The sequence below is a fragment of the Candidatus Sphingomonas colombiensis genome, assembly GCA_029202845.1.
Taxonomy (GTDB): domain Bacteria; phylum Pseudomonadota; class Alphaproteobacteria; order Sphingomonadales; family Sphingomonadaceae; genus Sphingomonas; species Sphingomonas colombiensis.
This window is the reverse complement of record CP119315.1, coordinates 484,028-503,168: the sequence shown is the minus strand read 5'-3', so window position 1 is coordinate 503,168 and position 19,141 is coordinate 484,028. Positions and strand designations below refer to the sequence as shown.

The 19,141-nt window shown below is 66.3% G+C and carries 15 protein-coding genes; 7 read left to right on the top strand and 8 right to left on the bottom strand.

The genetic code is table 11. The features are described from left to right. Positions 1-126 precede the first annotated feature (126 nt). Positions 127-909: an SDR family NAD(P)-dependent oxidoreductase gene (locus P0Y64_02420; protein WEK43705.1), complete on the bottom strand. Its 783-nt coding sequence runs from the start codon at positions 907-909 to the stop codon at positions 127-129. Positions 910-941: 32 nt separating this feature from the next. After that, on the bottom strand, positions 942-2,126 hold the full coding sequence (locus P0Y64_02415; protein ID WEK43704.1) for an acetyl-CoA C-acetyltransferase: 1,185 nt from the start codon (positions 2,124-2,126) through the stop codon (positions 942-944). Between the two features lie 81 nt (positions 2,127-2,207). Here P0Y64_02415 and P0Y64_02410 point away from each other — a divergent pair, with 81 nt between their 5' ends. Both P0Y64_02410 and P0Y64_02405 read left to right on the top strand, forming a co-directional pair. Further along, positions 2,208-2,873, top strand: coding sequence for a nitroreductase (locus P0Y64_02410; GenBank protein ID WEK43703.1), 666 nt, complete (start codon positions 2,208-2,210; stop codon positions 2,871-2,873). Further along, positions 2,852-3,832 carry an alpha/beta fold hydrolase gene (locus P0Y64_02405; protein WEK43702.1) on the top strand — a complete coding sequence of 327 codons (981 nt, stop codon included), beginning with the start codon at positions 2,852-2,854 and terminating at the stop codon, positions 3,830-3,832. Before P0Y64_02410 ends, P0Y64_02405 begins: the two co-directional genes overlap by 22 nt. Here P0Y64_02405 and P0Y64_02400 read toward each other — a convergent pair. The 3 genes from P0Y64_02400 to P0Y64_02390 all read right to left on the bottom strand — a co-directional run bounded on the left by P0Y64_02400 (position 3,770) and on the right by P0Y64_02390 (position 7,219). Beyond that, on the bottom strand, positions 3,770-5,221 hold the full coding sequence (locus tag P0Y64_02400) for a DEAD/DEAH box helicase (protein WEK43701.1): 1,452 nt from the start codon (positions 5,219-5,221) through the stop codon (positions 3,770-3,772). The genes P0Y64_02405 and P0Y64_02400 overlap by 63 nt on opposite strands. Positions 5,222-5,420: 199 nt before the next feature. Then, a complete protein-coding gene (locus tag P0Y64_02395; protein WEK43700.1) occupies positions 5,421-5,870 on the bottom strand; it encodes a YdeI/OmpD-associated family protein in 450 nt (149 codons plus the stop codon). Between the two features lie 194 nt (positions 5,871-6,064). Continuing rightward, a complete protein-coding gene (locus P0Y64_02390; GenBank protein WEK43699.1) occupies positions 6,065-7,219 on the bottom strand; it encodes an acyl-CoA dehydrogenase family protein in 1,155 nt (384 codons plus the stop codon). A gap of 175 nt (positions 7,220-7,394) precedes the next feature. On the opposite strand from P0Y64_02390, the gene P0Y64_02385 reads away from it, so the two are divergent. Both P0Y64_02385 and P0Y64_02380 read left to right on the top strand, forming a co-directional pair. Next, positions 7,395-8,399 carry a fumarylacetoacetate hydrolase family protein gene (locus P0Y64_02385; protein WEK43698.1) on the top strand — a complete coding sequence of 335 codons (1,005 nt, stop codon included), beginning with the start codon at positions 7,395-7,397 and terminating at the stop codon, positions 8,397-8,399. Positions 8,400-8,539: 140 nt separating this feature from the next. After that, positions 8,540-8,791, top strand: coding sequence for a hypothetical protein (locus tag P0Y64_02380; GenBank protein ID WEK43697.1), 252 nt, complete (start codon positions 8,540-8,542; stop codon positions 8,789-8,791). Positions 8,792-9,195: 404 nt separating this feature from the next. On the opposite strand, the gene P0Y64_02375 is transcribed toward P0Y64_02380, so the two are convergent. From P0Y64_02375 to P0Y64_02365, 3 genes are all read right to left on the bottom strand, one after another. Next, entirely contained in the window at positions 9,196-12,453 is a 3,258-nt protein-coding gene (locus P0Y64_02375) for an error-prone DNA polymerase (GenBank protein ID WEK43696.1), read from the bottom strand. Positions 12,454-12,706: 253 nt separating this feature from the next. After that, on the bottom strand, positions 12,707-14,569 hold the full coding sequence (locus P0Y64_02370; GenBank protein WEK43695.1) for a DNA polymerase Y family protein: 1,863 nt from the start codon (positions 14,567-14,569) through the stop codon (positions 12,707-12,709). Continuing rightward, the gene (locus tag P0Y64_02365) at positions 14,484-15,245 is read right to left on the bottom strand and encodes a protein ImuA (protein ID WEK43694.1); all 762 of its coding nucleotides are present in this window, start codon (positions 15,243-15,245) and stop codon (positions 14,484-14,486) included. The genes P0Y64_02370 and P0Y64_02365 overlap by 86 nt, the downstream gene beginning before the upstream one ends. Positions 15,246-15,404: 159 nt before the next feature. On the opposite strand from P0Y64_02365, the gene P0Y64_02360 reads away from it, so the two are divergent. Genes P0Y64_02360 through mprF form a run of 3 tightly spaced genes read left to right on the top strand, consistent with a single transcriptional unit; the run spans position 15,405 to position 19,128 of the window. Continuing rightward, complete coding sequence (locus P0Y64_02360) at positions 15,405-16,163, top strand: hypothetical protein (protein WEK43693.1); 759 nt, start codon at positions 15,405-15,407, stop codon at positions 16,161-16,163. Further along, positions 16,160-16,570, top strand: a complete 411-nt coding sequence (locus tag P0Y64_02355; GenBank protein WEK43692.1) for a DUF2147 domain-containing protein — start codon at positions 16,160-16,162, stop codon at positions 16,568-16,570. Before P0Y64_02360 ends, P0Y64_02355 begins: the two co-directional genes overlap by 4 nt. Further along, entirely contained in the window at positions 16,516-19,128 is a 2,613-nt protein-coding gene (gene mprF / locus P0Y64_02350) for a bifunctional lysylphosphatidylglycerol flippase/synthetase MprF (protein WEK43691.1), read from the top strand. Before P0Y64_02355 ends, mprF begins: the two co-directional genes overlap by 55 nt. Positions 19,129-19,141 lie beyond the last annotated feature (13 nt).

Genomic DNA, 19,141 nt, shown 5'->3' with positions numbered 1-19,141 from the left:
CTGTGTGAGGAGAAGGGAGGCGACGCGGGAGTTAATCCCGCGTCGTCGGACGGGTTCGCTGCGCGACCCGCCGGCCGGCCGTGCGTGGGTGCGGACAAGCTGGCTCGCCCGCACTCACGCTTCGGCTCAGCGCGGGGCCATGCGGATTGCGCCGTCGAGGCGGACGTCCTCGCCGTTGAAATAGCCGTTCTCGATCATCAGCGTGGCGAGCGCGGCATATTCGGCCGGATCGCCAAGACGCTTCGGGAACGGCACGGAGGCGCCCAGCGCATCCTTCACGTTCTGCGGCGCGGCGGCGAGCAGCGGCGTGTTGAAAATGCCCGGCAGGATCGTGTTGACGCGAATGCCTTCGCCCATCAGGTCGCGCGCGATCGGGAGCGTCATGCCCACAACGCCGCCCTTGGACGCGGAATAAGCCGCCTGGCCCATCTGGCCGTCCTCCGCCGCGACCGATGCGGTGTTGACGATCGCGCCGCGCTCGCCGTCTTCCATCGGATCGAGCGTCAGCATGCCGGCGGCCGACTTGGCGATGCAGCGGAACGTGCCGACGAGGTTGATCTGGATGATCCAGTTGAACGCATCGAGCGGGAAGTGCTTGATCGAGCCGTCTTCCTTGCTGCGGCTCGCGGTCTTGATCGCGTTGCCGGTGCCGGCGCAATTCACCAGAATGCGCTCCTGGCCGATCGCCGCGCGGGCCTTGGCGAAGCCTTCGTCGACCGAGGCCTCGTCGGTGACGTTGACCTTGCAGAACACGCCGCCGAGTTCCTTGGCCAGCGCCTCGCCCTTTTCCTCCTGCAGGTCGAACAGCGCGACCTTGACGCCCTTCGACGCGAGCAGCCGCGCGGTCGCGGCGCCAAGGCCGGAGGCGCCGCCGGTGATGACGGCCGAGACAGTGTTATCGAGCTTCATCTTGAACCTTTCTCTTTTCGCGAAATCGCGGCTCAGGCCGCCTTCCAGTCGCAATTTTCGATGATCGTGACGTTGGCCACGCCGCCGCCCTCGCACATCGTTTGCAGGCCATAGCGGCCGCCACGACGGCGCAATTCGTGCACCAGCGTCGCCATCAGCTTGGTGCCGGAAGCGCCGAGCGGGTGGCCGAGCGCGATCGCGCCGCCATTGACGTTCAGCCGATCCGGCTTCGCGCCGGTATGCTGAAGCCATGCCATCGGCACGGATGCGAATGCCTCATTCACCTCGAACAGGTCGATGTCGTCGATCGACAGACCGGCCTTTTTCAGTGCCTTGTCGGTGGCGAACAGCGGTTCCTCCAGCATCACCACCGGATCGCCGGCGGTGACGGTGAGGTTGACGATCTTCGCCAGCGGCTTGAGGTTGTATTTCTTCAGTGCCTCGGCGCTGACGATCAGCACTGCGCTCGCGCCGTCGCAAATCTGGCTGGACGAAGCGGCGGTGAGCACGCCGGTTTCGGACAACTTCTTCACGCTCGCCATGCCTTCGGCGGAGGCGTCGTAACGAATGCCCTCGTCGGAGGCGTGCTGCTCTTTGCCGTCGGGCGTTTCGACCTCAAGCGCGACGATCTCGTCCTTGAACTTGCCAGCCTGGGTCGCGGCGACCGCTTTGCGATGGCTGCCGAGCGAAAACTCGTCCAGCGCCTCACGCGTGAATCCGTATTTCTTCGCGATCATCTCCGCACCAGCGAACTGGTTGAAGGCGATGCCGGGGTATTTCTCTTCCAGCCCGGGCGACTTGTTCTTGCCGAGCCCGGCGTCATAGAACAGCTTGAAGGTGGAGCCCATCGGCACGCGGGTCATGCTTTCCACGCCGGAAGCGATCACGACGTCCTGCGTGCCGGACATCACCGCCTGCGCCGCGAACTGCATCGCTTGTTGCGAGGAACCGCACTGGCGATCGATCGTCACCGCCGGCACGTTCTGCGGCAATTTCGATGCGAGCACGGCATTGCGGCCGACCTGACCGGCCTGTTCGCCGCCCTGGCTGACGCAGCCCATGATGACGTCTTCGATCGCGTCGCCGGGAATGCCCGACCGCTCGACCACCGCATCCAGCACTTGCGCCGCGAGATCGACCGGATGCCAGCCGGCGAGCTTGCCGCCACGCCGTCCCCCGGCCGTCCGAACCGCTTCGACGATATACGCCTCAGGCATCTTCCGACTCTCCATAACAGATGTTATCCCGGCACCGCATTTGGCGCGGATTAACGCGAACGGCAAGGGGTGGAGAGCAGAATGGACGTAAGCACGGCAATACGCGAGCGCCGATCGGTGCGCGGTTTCCTGGATCGGGCGGTTGATCCGGCGCTGTTGCGCGAACTGGCGCTCACGTCGGCGCGGGCGGCGACGGGCGGCAATCTCCAGCCATGGCATGTCGATATCGTCCACGGCGAATCGATGGCCCGGCTGAAGGAAATCATGCACGGCAAGATCGAGCGGCGCGAAAGCGAAACGCCCGGCTACGACATCTATCCCCGCGAAATGCCGCCGCTCGCGAAAGAGCGCACGTTCGCGATCGGTGAGATGCTTTACGGGCATCTGGGCATTCCGCGCGAGGATCGTCGCGCACGGGCGATGTGGTTCGCGCGCAATTTTCAGTTTTTCGGCGCGCCAGCGGCCTATTTCGTTACGGTCGATCGCCGGATGGGGGCGCCGCAATGGGCGGATCTGGGGATGTACCTCCAGAATCTGATGCTGCTCGCGGTGGAGGCGGGGCTGGCGACGTGCCCGCAGGAATGCTGGGCGGTCTATCCGCAGACGGTGGAGGGTTTCCTCGGCACCCCGTCGGAACGCATGTTGTTCTGCGGCGTGGCGATCGGTTACGAAGATCCCGAAGAGGCCGCCAACCGCACGCGCAGCCCGCGCGCGCCGGAGGAGGAGTGGCTGACGGAGCTGGGATGAACCTGATCGCGCTGGCGGCGGCGACGGCCGGAATGGGAGCGTTGCCGATCGCCGCGCCTGCTTCGCGCGCGGAGCCGATCACCGCGCCGGGGCCGCAGGGCGATCTCGCTGGCACATGGGTGCGGGCGAGGCCCGGCGCGCCGGTGGTGTTGATCATCCCCGGTTCCGGCCCGACGGACCGCGACGGGAACAGCCCGCTCGGCCTCACCGCCCAGCCATATCGCCTGCTCGCCGAGGCGTTGGCCGAACGCGGCATCGCCAGCGTTCGGATCGACAAGCGGGGGATGTTCGGCAGCAAGGCCGCCATGGCCGACGCCAATGCTGTAACGGTCAATGACTATGCGGCCGACGTCCACGCGTGGATCGCGGCGATCCGCGCGAAGACCGGCGCGCGCTGCGTGTGGGTCGCCGGGCATAGCGAGGGCGGGCTGGTCGCGCTCGCGGCCGCGCAGCATCCGGCCGGGATGTGCGGGCTGGTGCTGATTTCCGCGCCGGGCCGTCGACTTGATGTGGTGATGCGCGAGCAGTTTCACGCCAATCCCGCCAACGCGCCGGTTCTCAGCGATGCCGATGCGGCGCTCGATGCGCTTGCGGCTGGGCGCGACGTGGATGTGAGCAGGATGCACCCCGCGCTCCAGCAGGTGTTTGCGCCGCGCGTGCAGGGGTTCCTCAAGAGCCTGTTCGCGGCCGATCCCGCGCGGCTGATTGCGGGCTACCACGGGCCGGTACTGATCGTTCAGGGGGATCGCGATCTTCAGGTGTCGCTGGCCGATGCCGAGGCGCTGCACAAGGCGCAGCCGCGCGCGACGCTCGCGGTCGTCCCCGGCGTGAACCATGTGCTGAAGATGGTGGCGAGCGACGATCGCGCCGCCAATCTCGCCACTTATGGCGACGCGTCACTGCCGCTCGCGCCCGGCGTGGCCGAGGCCATCGCCGGGTTCGTTACGACAGTGCGCTGACGCGCTCAGGCGCCGGCGGGTGCGCCGGGGCCGCGTCCACGCCCGCGATTGCGACCGCCACCGCCGCCACCGCCGCCGTTGCCGCCGCCACCCGCCGCCACGCCGGCGACTGGCATTGGAATAGTCGCGGGTCGCCGTCGGGCTATGGCTCGCCTTGGGCCGGGCCGGGCCACGCGGGCCGCGCGGGCGATCCTCGCGCGGGGCGGGATCGGGGCCGGCGACGCGGACACGTGCCGCTTTCAGCGCATCGGCGCGCTTCATGAAATCGGCGGGAAGCGCGCGCACCGGCACCCGCTGCCGCGTCAGCTTCTCGATATCGCGCAGATAGGGGCGTTCATCCTCGGCGCAGAACGAGATGGCGACGCCGCTCGCCCCGGCGCGCGCGGTGCGGCCGATGCGGTGGACATATTGTTCCGGCACGTTGGGGAGTTCGAAGTTGAACACATGGCTGACGCCCGACACGTCGATGCCGCGCGCGGCGATATCGGTCGCGATAAGGATCTTTACGTCCCCGGATTTGAACGCCGCGAGCGCGCGCTCGCGCTGCGCCTGGCTCTTGTTGCCGTGGATCGCGTGCGACTGGATGCCATTGCCGGCGAGCAGCCGGACAACGCGATCCGCGCCATGCTTCGTGCGGGTGAAGACCAGCGCGCGGTCGATCGCCTCCTCGGACAGCATGATGGTGAGCAGCGCCTGCTTCTCGGCCTGATTGACCAGGGTGACATATTGGTCGACGCGCTCGGCGGTGGTCGATGCCGGCACGACCGAAACGGTCGCGGGGTCGTCCAGGAACTGGCTCGCCAGCTCGCGGATCGACGTCGGCATGGTCGCGGAGAAGAACAGGGTCTGGCGGCGGCGCGGCACCATGCGGACGATCTTGCGCAGCGCATGGATGAAGCCCAGATCGAGCATCTGATCCGCCTCGTCGAGGACGAGGATTTCGAGCATCGACAGGTTGCAGAAACGCTGTTCGACCAGATCGAGCAACCGGCCCGGCGTGGCGACAAGGATGTCGACGCCGCGCATCAGGTCATGCCGGTTCTTGCTGATGCTGGTGCCGCCGAAAACCGTGGCGACCGACAGTTGCGAATTGCGGGCATAGCCGCGCGCGTTGTCCGCGATCTGGCTGGCGAGTTCGCGCGTCGGCGCGAGCACGAGCATCCGGCAATGCGTCGGCAGCAGCTTCTTGGGGGATTCCGCGAGGCGCTGGATCGACGGCAGCACGAAGGCCGCGGTCTTGCCGGTGCCGGTCTGCGCGATGCCCAGAAGGTCGCGGCCGGTGAGCACGATCGGGATCGCGTCGCGCTGAATCGGGGTGGGGGTCTCATAGCCTTTGGCATCGAGCGCGCGGACGAGCGCGTCGGTCAGGCCGAGTTCGGAAAAGCTCATGAAATGAAATACCTGCAAATGGTGCCGGGCCGCGCGCCACGATGGCGCGCGAGCAGGCGGGGAATATTGACACCCCGCGTGACTAGGGAAGCCCGAACGAAGATCGAGGCGGAGCCGGGGCCGCACGGGCCCGATCACGCTGCGTTTTTAAACGCCTCAATCGGCGGCGCAGATGCGGGCGCGGCGGTGAAATGTCAAGTCACGGCCGGCGCGAGGCCGCTGCGGCGAGCGCAGCGGCGAGGCGTTTTTCGCGTGTTTCCGGTCGCTTGGCGCCCTCGATCGCCTCGGCATGCTCGCGCTGCGCGGTGAAGCTCATTCGGTCCCATCCGGCGCGCGCACCAGCCGCGTCGAGCATTGTGGCGAGGTCCGCCGGCAAATCGACGGTGCGTGGTGCGGTGTCGAGAGTGAGCGTCACTTCATAGGGTTCGCCCGGCATTACTTTCGCCGCCTGCTGGTGCGATCGGCGCAGCGGCACGAATGTCTCGCCGCTCATGATCGCGATCGTGCTGCGATAGCTATAGCCGTTGATCGTTACCACCACGGGCGGCCGAGCCTTGCCGAACACGGCGCGCTGATCGAACTCGATCGGGATGGCGGACATATCGCCATCGGTGCGCAGGGCGACGGTGAAGGTGATGGCGGCCGGCATGACGGCAGGATGCCGTTAACGGGCGGCGTTTGCCAAGGGGGGTGTTGTGCGGCTTTTTGCGCGAAGGCGCTGGCCTCCGGCGCTGGCCTTTTTGGTGGCACGACGGCGGAGGGCGCCGCCGTCGGCTGGATCGGGCGCCATCAGGGGCGCCCGATCCGCCGGCCGCTCGGAAACTGGTCGCGGCCGTGGCCGTGTCAGAGTTTCCGGGCGATCACTTCCTTCATGATCTCGTTCGTGCCGCCATAGATGCGGCTGACGCGTGCGCCGCGCCACATGCGGGCGATCGGATACTCGTTCATATAGCCGGCCCCCCCATGAAGCTGGAGGCATTTGTCCATCACTTCCCACTGCAGGTCGGTGTGCCACAGCTTGGCGGCAGCGCCTTCCTCATTGGTCAGTTCGCCCTTCAGGTGGCGTGCGATCGCCCAATCGAGGTGGGCCCAGCCGATCTGGAGCTTGGACTTGATGTCCGCCAGCACGAATTTGGTGTTCTGGAAATCGAACACGGTGCCCTTGAACGCCTTGCGGTCCTTGGTGAAGGCAACCGTATCGTCGAACGCCTTTTGCGCCGAGGCCTGGCAGGAAACCGCGATCGACAGCCGTTCCTGCGGCAACTGGCTCATCAGATAGATGAAGCCCATGCCTTCTTCGCCAAGGCAGTTGGTGATCGGCACGCGCACATCTTCGAAGAACAGTTCGGACGTGTCGGCCGCGTCCTGGCCGATCTTGTCGAGCTTGCGGCCCTTCGAGAAACCTTCGCGATCGCTCTCGACCAGGATGATCGACATGCCCTTCCAAGCGGGCTGCGCATTGGGGTCGGTCTTGGCGACGACCAGCGTCAGATCGGTGTTCTGGCCGTTGGTGATATAGGTCTTCGATCCGTTGATGACATAATGGTTGCCATCCTTGCGCGCGGTGGTGCGGATCGCCTGAAGGTCGCTGCCGGTGCCCGGCTCGGTCATCGCGATCGCGGTGATCACGTCGCCCGATACCATCTTGGGCAGCCATTCCTTCTTCTGCTCTTCCGAGCCGTAGGTTTCCATGTAACCCGCGACGATGTCGGACTGGAGCGAGAAGCCGGCGGGCACACCCGAATAGGCCATTTCCTCGTCGACGATCGCGTTATAGCCGAAATCGAGGCCGAGGCCGCCATAGGCTTCCGGTACGGTGGGGCAGAGCATCCCGATCTCGCCGGCCTGCTGCCAGAAGGATTTCGGCACCAGCCGGTCCTGCTCCCACTGATCCGAATTGGGTACACCTTCTTTGGCAAGAAAGCTCCGGACCGTCTGGCGGAACGCCTCATGATCCTCGTTATAGGCGAAACGGCCGGCGACGGTGTCGAGCGACATGCTGGGCAATCCTCTGTCAAAAACTGTTGCGCGCCTTCTCGCGGCGCACGCGCAGAGGGTCAAGTAACTTTTGTTATGGCGCGCTGCTGCGGCTTGCGCGGCGGCGCGTGTCGGCCCACGCTCTCGACTCAGTCGGCCGATCGCGTCAAAGAGCCGGCGAAGGAGATCGTAACAAATGAAACTAGCAAGCCTGAAGCATGGCCGCGATGGAAAGCTCGTCGTCGTTTCCAACGATCTCGCATGGTGTGCGGACGCCACTCATCTTTGTCCGACAATGCAGGCGGCGCTGGATGATTGGGATCAGGTCGCGCCGTTGCTCGAGCTGCTGGCGACCGATCTGGAACATCAGACGATCCCGCGCGAGCGTTTCCACGAGCATGATGCGTCCGCCCCGCTGCCGCGCGCATATCAATGGGCGGACGGATCGGCCTATGTGAACCATGTCGCGTTGGTGCGGCAGGCGCGCAACGCGGAGATGCCGGATAGCTTCTGGCACGATCCGTTGATGTATCAGGGCGGATCTGACGGATTTCTTGGCGCGCGCGATGCGATCCCGCTGGCCGATGAAAGCTGGGGATGCGATCTCGAGGCCGAGGTGGTGGTCGTCACCGGTGACGTCCCGCTGGGCGCGACGCGGGAGGAAGCGCTGGCCGCCGTTCGGCTGATCGGTCTCACCAATGACGTGTCGCTGCGCAACCTGATTCCGGGCGAGCTTGCCAAGGGCTTCGGCTTCTTCCAGTCGAAGCCCGCATCGGCCTTTTCGCCGGTATTCGTCACGCCAGACAGCCTTGGCGACTGGTGGCAGGATGGCAAATTGCACCGCAAGCTGATGGTGGATGTCAACGATGCGCCGTTCGGCCGGGTCGAGGCTGCGGTCGACATGACGTTCGATTTCGGCACGCTGATCGCCCATGCGGCGAAGACGCGCGCGCTAGGGGCCGGGACGATCGTCGGCTCCGGCACGGTATCCAACCGCGATGCGGACGGCGGCCCCGGCAAGCCGATCGCGCAGGGCGGGGTGGGCTATTGCTGTATTGCCGAGGTGCGGACGGTCGAGACGATCCTGTCGGGCAAGCCCGAGACCCCGTTCCTGAAGCGCGGCGACAAGGTTCGCATCTGGGCGGAGGACGATCGTCATCATCCGATCTTTGGAGTGATCGAGCAGACGGTCGAGAGTTGATCGGGGTGATGGTGCGGGCGATCTGAGGATGACCACGATTTAACTGGGATTTTACGTAATGTGAGGGCAATGTTGCACGACGTGGCCGTCAAATGACAGGCGGGCGCGGACGAGAGAAAACAAGACGGAGGTGAGAGATCATGAAAAAGATCGTCCTTCTCGGAGCACTCGCGTTGGGGATGTTGACTGCGGCAGGCTCCGCGTCGGCTGCGGATTATCCACCCTGTTCGGCCACGGTGCATGACAATTGCACGCAGGGTGCTCGTTCGGCCAGCCATGCGCGGCATCATATGGCGAAGCGCCATCATGTCGCGAAAAAGCATCATATGAAGCGTTCGCATCACGTTAAACATCATCGCGCTCACCACCGCGCCCACAAAGCGAAGCATTAAGCGCATGGCAGCCCCGGCGTGATCGCCGGGGCGATTGCCGGTTTCGCGGCGGGAATTGAACCACGCATCGCGGCAGGCGGTGCGGTGGATGGTACGTGCGACTGGTAACGGAAGCTCCGACGGATCGCTGTATCGGGAGGCGCCAAGCCCCCTTCGTCGGCCCGGTTTCGCGGCGGGACGACGGAGCCGCCCGCACTGGCGCTGGCGCTTCGTGCCCAGCCTTGTCCCTGTCAGTGCGAGGTTGGGTCGGCGAAAGCGTGCCCATCGCTGAACTGCCTATGCGTATGTCACACCGTCGCGCTGATTCCCGGTCTCGCGGCAAGTTTGTTCGTGGAATGACGCTTACGCTTGTCCACCCCATACGCTGGAACGCGTCCGCGCGGTCCCGTGAACGCTGATCCCGCTTAATGGAAATCGTGGCTGCGGATCGGGATCACGCCCTCCCGCCGCTCGCGGAAATGGTAATCGGATCGCGGGCGGGGGCGCCATTCGCTGTCGCCTGATTCCTTCTCGCCGCGATCGGGGCCGCCGGGCGCCGCTGCGCCTCGCGGGGTGAGCTTCGGCAGGTCGATATCGCCCACCTGTCGCAACAAATGCGTGAGATCAGTGATCAGATCCGCGACGACATGGATCACGATCCCTTCCTTCTGCACGCGTCCTTTGATCGACACCATCGCGGACGACATCACCACGCGGCGCTGCGCCTCGAACCGATCGGGCCACAATATGCCGTTGGCGATGCCGCTTTCGTCCTCGATCGTCAGGAACAATACGCCTTTTGCGCTCCCCGGGCGCTGGCGGACGAGGATCAGCCCGGCGACCTCCACCATTCGACCGTCACGGATATGCGAGAGGTCGGCGCATTGCGCGATCCCGCGTCGTTTCAATTCACCGCGCAGGAAGGTGATGGGATGCGGACGCAGCGACATCTCGGTCGCGCGATAATCCTCCACCACCTCGCGCCCGGCGGTCAGCGCTTTTAAGTGAACCGGCGTTTCGCGCGTTTCCAGCGCAGCAAGCAGGGGAAGCGGCTTTTCGCCCAGTCCACGGATCGCCCACAGTGCCTGTCGCCGATCCAGCCCCATGCCGGCGAAGGCATCGGCCTTGGCGAGCCGCTCCAGCGCGGCGAGCGGCACGCCGGAACGCCGCCATACGTCCTCGATCGAGCGGAAGGGGCGCTCGGCGCGTGCGGCGACGATCTTCCCGGCATGATCTGACGACAGCCCCGCGACGATGCGCAGGCCGAGCCGTAGCGGCAGGCGCGGACGGCCACTGCCGACGATCGCGGTATCCCATTCGCTCTCCACCACGCATACCGGGCGTACCTCCACGCCATGCGCGCGCGCGTCGCGGACGATCTGCGCAGGGGCGTAGAACCCCATCGGCTGCGCGTTGAGCAGCGCGGCGCAGAACACATCCGGGTGATGGCATTTCATCCATGACGAGGCGTAGGCGATCTTGGCGAAGCTCGCCGCATGGCTTTCCGGAAAGCCGTAGCTGCCGAACCCCTCGATCTGCTTCACCAGCCGCTCGGCGAATTCCAGCGTGATGCCGTTGGCGAGCATCCCCTCGATCAGCGGTTCGCGGAATTTGCCTACGCCGCCGGTCGATTTGAACGTCGCCATCGCGCGGCGCAGCCGATCCGCCTCGCCGGCGGTGAAGCCGGCCCCGACGATCGCCACCTGCATGGCCTGTTCCTGAAACAGCGGCACGCCGAGCGTTTTCTTCAGCACAGCCTCCAGCGCGTCGTTCGGATAAGTGACCGCCTCCACGCCCGTGCGCCGTTTCAGATAGGGGTGGACCATGCCGCCCTGGATCGGCCCCGGCCGCACGATCGCGACCTGGATCGCGATGTCGTAGAAATCCACCGGCTTCATGCGCGGCAGCATCGACATTTGCGCGCGGCTTTCGATCTGGAACACGCCCAGCGTATCGGCGCGGCCAATCATCTCGAATGTCGCGGGATCGTCCTCCTGCATCAGCGGGCTGGCGAGGTTAAGATGAATATCCTTGTGCTGGCCGAGCAGATCGAACGCGCGGCGCATGCAGCCCAGCATCCCGAGCCCGAGAATATCGACCTTCATGAAGCCGAGGAATTCGATATCCTCCTTCTCCCATTCGATCACGAAGCGGTTCGCCATCGCCGCCGGCTCGATCGGCACCAGCTCACGCAGCGGCGCGCGGGTCAGCACGAAGCCGCCGGGATGCTGCGACAAGTGGCGCGGCGTGCCGATCAACTCGCGCGCCAGTTCCAGCGCCAACGCGAGGCGCGGTTCGTTCGGATTGAGATTGAGCGCCGTGACATGTTGTTCCGGCACGCCGTCGTTCGACCAGCCCCAGATCTGGCTGGAGAGCGCGGCGGTCATATCTTCAGGCAGGCCGAGCGCCTTGCCCACCTCGCGGATCGCGCCGCGCGACCGAAAGCGAGTGACGACGGCGGTCAGCGCGGCATGATCATGGCCGTAATTTTCATAGATCCACTGGATCACTTCCTCGCGCCGCTCATGCTCGAAATCGACATCGATATCGGGCGGTTCGTGGCGCTCCTCGGAAACGAAGCGTTCGAACAGCAACTGGTGCTTTACCGGATCGATCGAGGTGATGCCGAGCGCGAAACAGATCACCGAATTCGCCGCACTGCCGCGTCCCTGACACACGATATCCTGGCTGCGGGCATATTGAACGATCGAATTGACCGTCAGGAAATAGGGCGCGTAACCCATCTTCGCGACCAACCTGAGTTCGTGTTCGAGCAGCTTGCGATGCGCTTCCGACGGGTTGGGCCCAAAGCGATGGCGCAGGCCGTTCCAAGCCAGCGTCGCCAGCGCCTCTTGCGAGGATTTGCCGGGGATGACGATCTCATCGGGATATTGGTAGGTCAGGTCGCGCAGCGAGAAAGTGCAGCGTTCGACCACCGCCTCCACTGCCGCCAGCGCGCGGGGATGGTCGCGGAACCGGCGCGTCATCTCCTCGGGCGGCTGAAGGTGGCGGTCACCGTGGCGCTCGCGGCGGAAACCAAGTTCGTCGATCGTCGTCTTCTCGCGGATCGCAGTGACGACATCCTGCATCATCCGCCGCGAGGGGTGGTGATAGAGCGCGTCGCCGGTGGCGAGCGGGGTCAACCCGTACGCCTCAGCCGCCAGCGCGGTTTCGTGGAGGCGGAGCGGGTCGCCGGGACGGCGATGGTGGGTGAGGCAGACATGGCCGCGCCCGTTCGTGCCGAATATATCTGCCATCCAGCGCAGCGCGCGCGCATCTGGTACGCGATCGGGGACGAGCGCGGCGACCAGCCCCTCGGCGCGGGCCGCAAGATCCTCCCAGTGCAGGAAGCATTTGCCCTTTTCCCCGCGTTGCGTGTCGGCGCGCGCGTTGCCGATGCTGAGCAGGCTGGTGAGGCGGCTCCATGCGGCGCGGTCTTCCGGCCACACCAGCACCGCATCGCCGCTGACCAGATCGAGCCGGCAGCCGGGGATCGCGCGGACGACATTGCCGATCTGTTCGCTTGCCCGCAGCGCGCGGACCGTGCCGGCGACAGAATTGCGATCGACGATCCCCAGCGCTGGCATCCCCAATAGTGCGGCGGTGGCGAACAATTCCTCGCATGATGATGCGCCGCGCAGGAACGAGAAATGCGTCGTGACCTGAAGCTCGCTATAGGTCACGACGCGCCGCTTTCTCGCGGCTCCCCTGCAAAGGGGGGCGTCATTACCGCCAGTTCGGGCGAGGTTCGTTCCACGATCGATCGACACGCATCGCTGGGCCGGGCCCAGGGAGCGGGCAATGGCGTGGAAGTCTCTGCTCCAGCGCAGGCGGCTCGGTGAACTCCACCGTGAGGCCGTGGCGGCCGATGGGCGAGCCGCGCCGACCTTTCACACGAAAGAACGCGGTCTTGCCGCCTTAACATCCCGGCGCACCTCATCCGAACGTGCCATGCATGAACCAGCCGAGATCGCCGGTTTCGGGGCGGACGCCATCGCCGCGGCGAAACAGCCAGAAGCGACGCCCTGCCTCATCCTCGACGCGGAAATAATCGCGTACCGCATCGCGCTCGGCGCTACGCCGCCACCATTCGCCGGTGATCCGTTCCGGCCCGTCGCCGCGCACCACCTGATGCCGCTCGCCGCGCCAGGTGAAGCGGCGCGGCGGCTGATCCGGGAGTTCGGCGAGCACGTGATCGAGCTGTTCCGGGCGGTGGAGCAGTCGCACCGGGCGCGGCCAACGCGGGTGCCAGGGATGATCGTGCGCGCGCTCGTCGAGTTGGCGCACGTCATCGAGCGCCAGCCGCGTGGCATCCCTTGCCAGTGCATCGAGCGCGGGGATGGTGATGGTGGCGCGTTCGGGCACGTCGCTCTCCACCGCGCGCTGTCGCCATAGCCGCGCATGGCCGATGCGATTGGCGAGTGTGTCGACCAGCGGCGCAAGATCGGGCGTATGTTCCTCCGCCAGCGCCGCGCCGAGTGTCTGGGGGCCGAGCGGCTCGACGCGACAGACGTGGAGCGCGAGTGCGTCGATGCCATAGCCTGGATCGATCTCCTCGATCCGCCGTGCGATCAGCCGGCGGACGTGCGGCGCATCGCGGGTCGCGCGGGCGAAGCCGATGCGCAGCACCTGTGCCTGATGATCGACCCGGCTTGCGACGAACAGCAACGCGCGCACGCCAAGCCCGGCATGAGCAAGCACGATGGCAAGCTCGGCCGTCAACCCTTCGAGCCAGTGGCCGATCGCCTCGGCGGTGGCGATCGGCTCGGCGAAGCGGCGTTCGATGACGATCGGTTCGTCGGGCAGGATCGGGACGAGCGGCTCCGCTGCGGCGCCGGTCGCCTGATCCAGCCGTCGCACGACCGCTCCGCCGAACCGTCGCGCCAGCGGTGCGCGGGGCATTGCCAGCAATTCGCCGATTGTGTCGATGCCGAGCCGGCCGAGCAGTTCCAGTGCCTCGCCGTCGAACCGGAGCGCGACGATAGGAAGCGGCGCGATGGCGGTACGGTGGGTGGCAGGGGGAATGACGATTACCCCCGCCAGATCGCTACTCCGGGCCTGTGTCAGGCGCCATGCTGCGTCGGGCGCCGCGACCGGCTCCTCTTGCCTAGTGCGCTGTCCCCCCGCGCAAGACCGAGGCGACGTTGGGGCGGATCGAGAGGAAGCGAGGGCGGCTCGTCCATCTGCCTCACCATATCGTGACAGTGCCCAGGCCGCGCCGGGGGTGTCCGCGATCGCGATCCGCGCGGTGAAGCCCAGCCGTGCGAGCAGCCGTACGATGCGCCGTGCCATCCGATCCTCGCCGCCGTGGAGATGCGCGACGCCGCTCAGATCGAGAAACAGGCCATCGGCATCCGAGATCGCCACGATCGGCGTCCAGCGCCGCGCCAGCGCGAGCGCCAACCGTTCGAGATCGGCGCGGTCCCCGGCTGGATCGGCATCGCGCACGTCGAGCATGGGGACAGAGGCGCGCGCGTGGGTCAGCGCCATGCCGGGCTCGATGCCTAACGCGGCGGCGGCGGGGGAGACGGCGGCGATCTCGATCCGGCTGCCGATCCGCTGCGTCGTGACGAGCGGCATTGCGCCATGCGCCGCGTTCGACGGCATGGCTTCGCGCGATTCCGCTTTTGCCCAGCGTGCGCCGGGGCGCCACCCGGTCGTGCCCGGCGATGCCGCAACGGATGCGGCGCGCATTACCGGGCCGCTGATGTTTTCAGGCGGCGGCGGCGCGCGGCGCTCCGCCCTGGCGACGCGGTCGATCGACCAATGCGGCAGGTAGAGCGAGGCGACCCGTTTCATCCACGGCCTCCACAATCAGATCAAAGGGATCGCCGCCGCGCTGGCGCGCGAGCGACAGATGCCAGCGTGCACGGCCCAGCCCGCCTCCCAGCCCCCGTGTCGGCAACGGGGCGGAGGGGGCGGCGGCGACGCGCCAGCGGGTGACGGCGGCGGAGGGCACTGCCAGCGGGTCCGCGTCGTCGCGCGCATGGCGTTTCATCAACAGCGCGATCGTCCGGCCGCCTTCCGCCGCGAGCTGCAGACGGCGCGTTGCGGCGGTGGCGGCTCGCTTCGTCTCGCCCAGCACCGCGCCAAGCCCGCGATGGCGAATGCCTTCCTCCATTAGCGCGAGCAGCTCGGCATCGTCGCGCGCCTCGGCATAAATCACCCGCTCCGGGGACAGCCCCGCCTGATACAGACCGGGCGCGAACAGGTCGCGCCGTCGCACCACCCACAACACCGGCCCCCAGGCTCGTGCCGCGAGCCCGGCCATCAGCAAAGTGGCACAGGCATCGTCGGCTAGGTTCGCGCTGGCCGGGGCGATCTCGTGCAGCGCATCAAGCCTGAGGCCACCGACGGCCAGTCGTGTGTCGATCGCGTCGATGCCGAATGGCAAAACCTCGCGTCGGCGATGCCCGTCGCCCTCGATCGCGCGCAGCGTCTCTCGAAGCTCGGCAATGATGGTAGGAGTGGACACGGGGACGAGACTCGCAGCAGAATATATGTTCTTATTTTGTTCCTTTGGTGCGAGCGAGTCAATCACGCATCCTCTGCGTGACGATTTCGTCATGTTGCTGAAACCGCGCGAATACAGGACCATTGATATTACGGGATCATGCACGGGAAACCGGAAATCGTGACGAACAGGCAAGGCAGGCGCGGGGTGCGGCGGTTGGTGATCGGCGTTGCCGTGCTGGCGTTGATCCTGATCGGCGCGCTGTGGCGTGGCAGCTATTTCGATCGCGACCCCTATGAATCCATGGCGGCGACCGGATCGGCGCGCGGAGGCGTCGCGGCGCTTTATCTTTCGGGCGATATGGGTCTGCGCTTTGGTCCGGGGCAGACGATGGCCGATCTGCTCGCCGCGCGCGGGATTCCGGTGATCGGCTTCAACACCCCGGTCGCGTTCCGCACGCGCCGTACCGCCACCGAGACCGAGGCGATCATCGCCGATGCAGTGCGCACAGCGCTGACTGCTTCCCACGCTGAACGACTCGTGCTGATCGGTCGCTCATTCGGCGCGGATGTGCTCGCGGCAGGTCTGCCCGCGTTGCCCGCAGACCTGCGCCGTCATGTCGCTGCGGTGGTGCTGGTCGTGCCGGGACGACAAGTGTTTTTCCGCAGTGACCCCAGCAACATCACCTATCTCGGCACGCCGGACAGCGACGCGCGACGCGGCATCAGCGCGATCACCTGGGCGCCGCTCACCTGTATCCATGGCGTGGAGGAAAACGACAGCGCCTGCGCTGGCACCGGCCAGCCGAATGTGACGAATATCGCGATGCCCGGCGGGCATTTCCTCGATTTCGATACCGATGCGATCGCGCACAATGTTATGGGTGCGATTGCCCGTGTGACGGCATTGCCGGCGCGGGGATCGGGGGGACGGGGATGATGCGCTGGAAGACGGTTGCTGCGATAGCGCTCGGTGCGCTGCTCGCATCGCCCGGTATGGCGGCCGTGGCCACCGTGCCGATCGGCGTATGGGGCAATCCGCGCGGCACGCTCGCGGTGCGCACAATGGCTTGCGACAATGGCGTGTGCGGCACAATCGTCTGGGCCAATGATCAGGCGGTGGCGGATGCCCGTGCGGCCGGGGTGAGCCATCTCGTTGGCACGCAATTGCTGCGGAATTATCACTTCAGCGGCAGCGGCATTTGGTCGGGCCGCCTGTTCGTGCCCGACATGGGGCGCAGCTTCCCGTCGCACATCAGCCTGATCGCGCCGGACCGGCTGAGGATCTCCAATTGCCTCGTCCGGCATTATTTCTGCCGCTCGCAGGAGTGGCATCGGCTGAGGTGATGCAACGCCGGCGCTTCGCGATTTCCGAACTTCTCGCGCGCCATCGCCGCTGGTGGGTGCCGGCAGCGGTGGCGTGTGTGGCGCTGCTCGGTTTCGCCGTGTTGCGACTCGTGCTTGCCGAAGTCCGCTTATACGACGTGCGCGCAGCGCTGGACGCGGTGTCGGCGGAGCGAATCGCGCTCGCCACGGTGCTGACGGCGGCGAGCTACACCTTGCTGACCCTGCACGACTGGATCGCGCTGCGCGTGATCGGGCGGCCGCAACCGTGGCAGATCGGCGCGACCGCCTCGTTTCTGGGCAATGCGATCAGCTATAATCTTGGGCTGTCGCTGCTAACCGGCAATTCGGCACGCTACCGCATCTATGGACAGGCGGGGCTTTCGCTTGCCGACGCGGTGAAGGTCGGGGCGATTGGCACGCTAGCCTTCTGGAACGGCATCGCCGCGACGGCAGGCGTTGCGTTGTTGGTGCAGGGCGCACCGCCGCGCATTGCGCACTGGACGGTGGGGACGACGACGGCGCATATTTTCGGGCTGGTGCTGCTCGCGGCGGCGCTGGTGCTGCCGATCCTGCGCGCCGGGGGCATCCGCCGCATTGGCGTTGCGCGCTTCGCCTTACCGCTGCCCGAGCCGGGGCATCTGTTCGCGCTGGTCGGCGTATCGATCGTCGATCTGATGCTGGCCTCCGCAGTATTGTTCGTGCTGGTGCCGGGGCTGTCGATCGAGGCTTATCCCACCTTCTTCGTTGCTTATGTGCTGGCGATCGTCGTCGCGATATTCGCGCATGTCCCCGGCGGGTTGGGGGTGTTCGAGGCGGTGGTGCTCGCGGCGCTTCCGGCGGACAAGCCGGCGGTGTTTGCCGGGCTGCTGCTCTACCGGCTGGTCTATTATCTCTTGCCACTATTCCTTGCCGCGATCGTGCTGGTGTTGCGCGAGGCGAGCGCGCTGCGCCGCCCGATCGGCGCGGGGTTGTCGATGCTCGACAAGGTGGGACGGGCGCTGGCGCCCAATGCGATCACGTTGCTGGTGTTCGTCGCGGGCTTCATCTTGCTCGTATCGGGTGCGTTGCCGGGTGCGCGCGGGCGACTGAGCGATCTCGATGAGATGCTGCCCCTGCCATTCATCGAGGGATCGCATCTCGCGGGGAGCCTGGTGGGCACGTTGCTGTTGCTCGTCGCGCCCGCGCTCAACGCGCGGTTGCGCAGCGGTTTCGTGCTGGCGCGCATCCTGCTGATCGCGGGGATCGTCTTCTCGCTGCTCAAGGGGCTCGATTACGAGGAGGCGATGTTGCAGTTCGTTGTCCTCGTCGTGCTGCAATATGCGCGCCCGGCATTTTATCGTCGCGGCGGGATCGCGACCGAGCCGCTCGACGGGCGCTGGCTTGCCGCCGCCGCCGCCGCACTGGCCTTGAGCGCATGGGCCGGTTTTTTTGCCTATAAACGCGTGCCGTATAGCGATGCCCTGTGGTGGAAATTCGCATTGCACGGCAATGCGCCGCGCTTCCTGCGCGCGACCTTCGCGGCGGGCGTGCTGATGACGGCGATCGCGATCTGGCACCTGCTGGTCGGCCGCAGCGCGCGCCCCGCGGCCAGCGCTGATCTGCCGGAAATGGTGGCGCAGGCTGCGCTGGTGCATACCGCCCGGACCGATGCCAACCTTGCCTTCACTGGCGACAAGAGGTTCGTGATCTCCGCTGCCGGTGACGCTTTCCTGATGTACCGCGTGCGCGGTCGCACATGGATCGTGATGGGCGATCCGGTCGGGCCGGAAGCGGCGTGGGGCGAACTGGTGTGGGCCATCCGCCATGCCTGCGACGCGGCGCATGGGCGATTGTGCTTCTATCAAATCAGCAGCGAGATGCTGCCGCTGATGATCGATATGGGACTGGAGGTGATGAAATACGGCGAGGAGGCGCATGTCGACCTCGCGGATTTCTCGCTCGAAGGCCCGCAGGCGAAGGATTTCCGCGCCGCCCTGCGCCGGGCCGAGCGTGATGGGATGAGCTTCGCCGTGATCCCCCCGGCGGAGGTGCCTGCGGCGATCGCGGAGCTACGCATGGTCTCCGATGCGTGGCTGGTGGATAAGGACAAGGAGGAAAAGAGTTTCAGCCTCGGCCCGTTCGCCGCCGATTATCTGGCGCGCTTCCCGATCGCGGTGGTGCGGAAGGACGGGCAGATGCTCGCCTTCGCCAACATCTGGACGAACGGGGCGGGGGGCGAGATGTCGGTAGATTTGATGCGACACCTGCCCGATGCGCCGGCGGGCACGATGGACATGATGTTCGTGCGGCTGTTCCAATGGGGGCGGGAACAGGGGCATGAGACGTTCAACCTCGGCCTCGCGCCGCTATCGGGCATGCCGGAGGATCGCCTCGCCCCGATCTGGGCGAAGATCGGGCGCGCCCTGTTCGAGCGTGGCGAACGGCTCTACCGCTTCACCGGGCTGCGCGCGTTCAAGGAGAAATTCCAACCGCAATGGGAGCCGCGCTACATCGCGACGCCCGGCGGCCTGCCGCGCCTGCGTGCGTTGCTTGCACTGGTCGGCGCGGTGAACGGTTGAGCGCGGGCAGGAA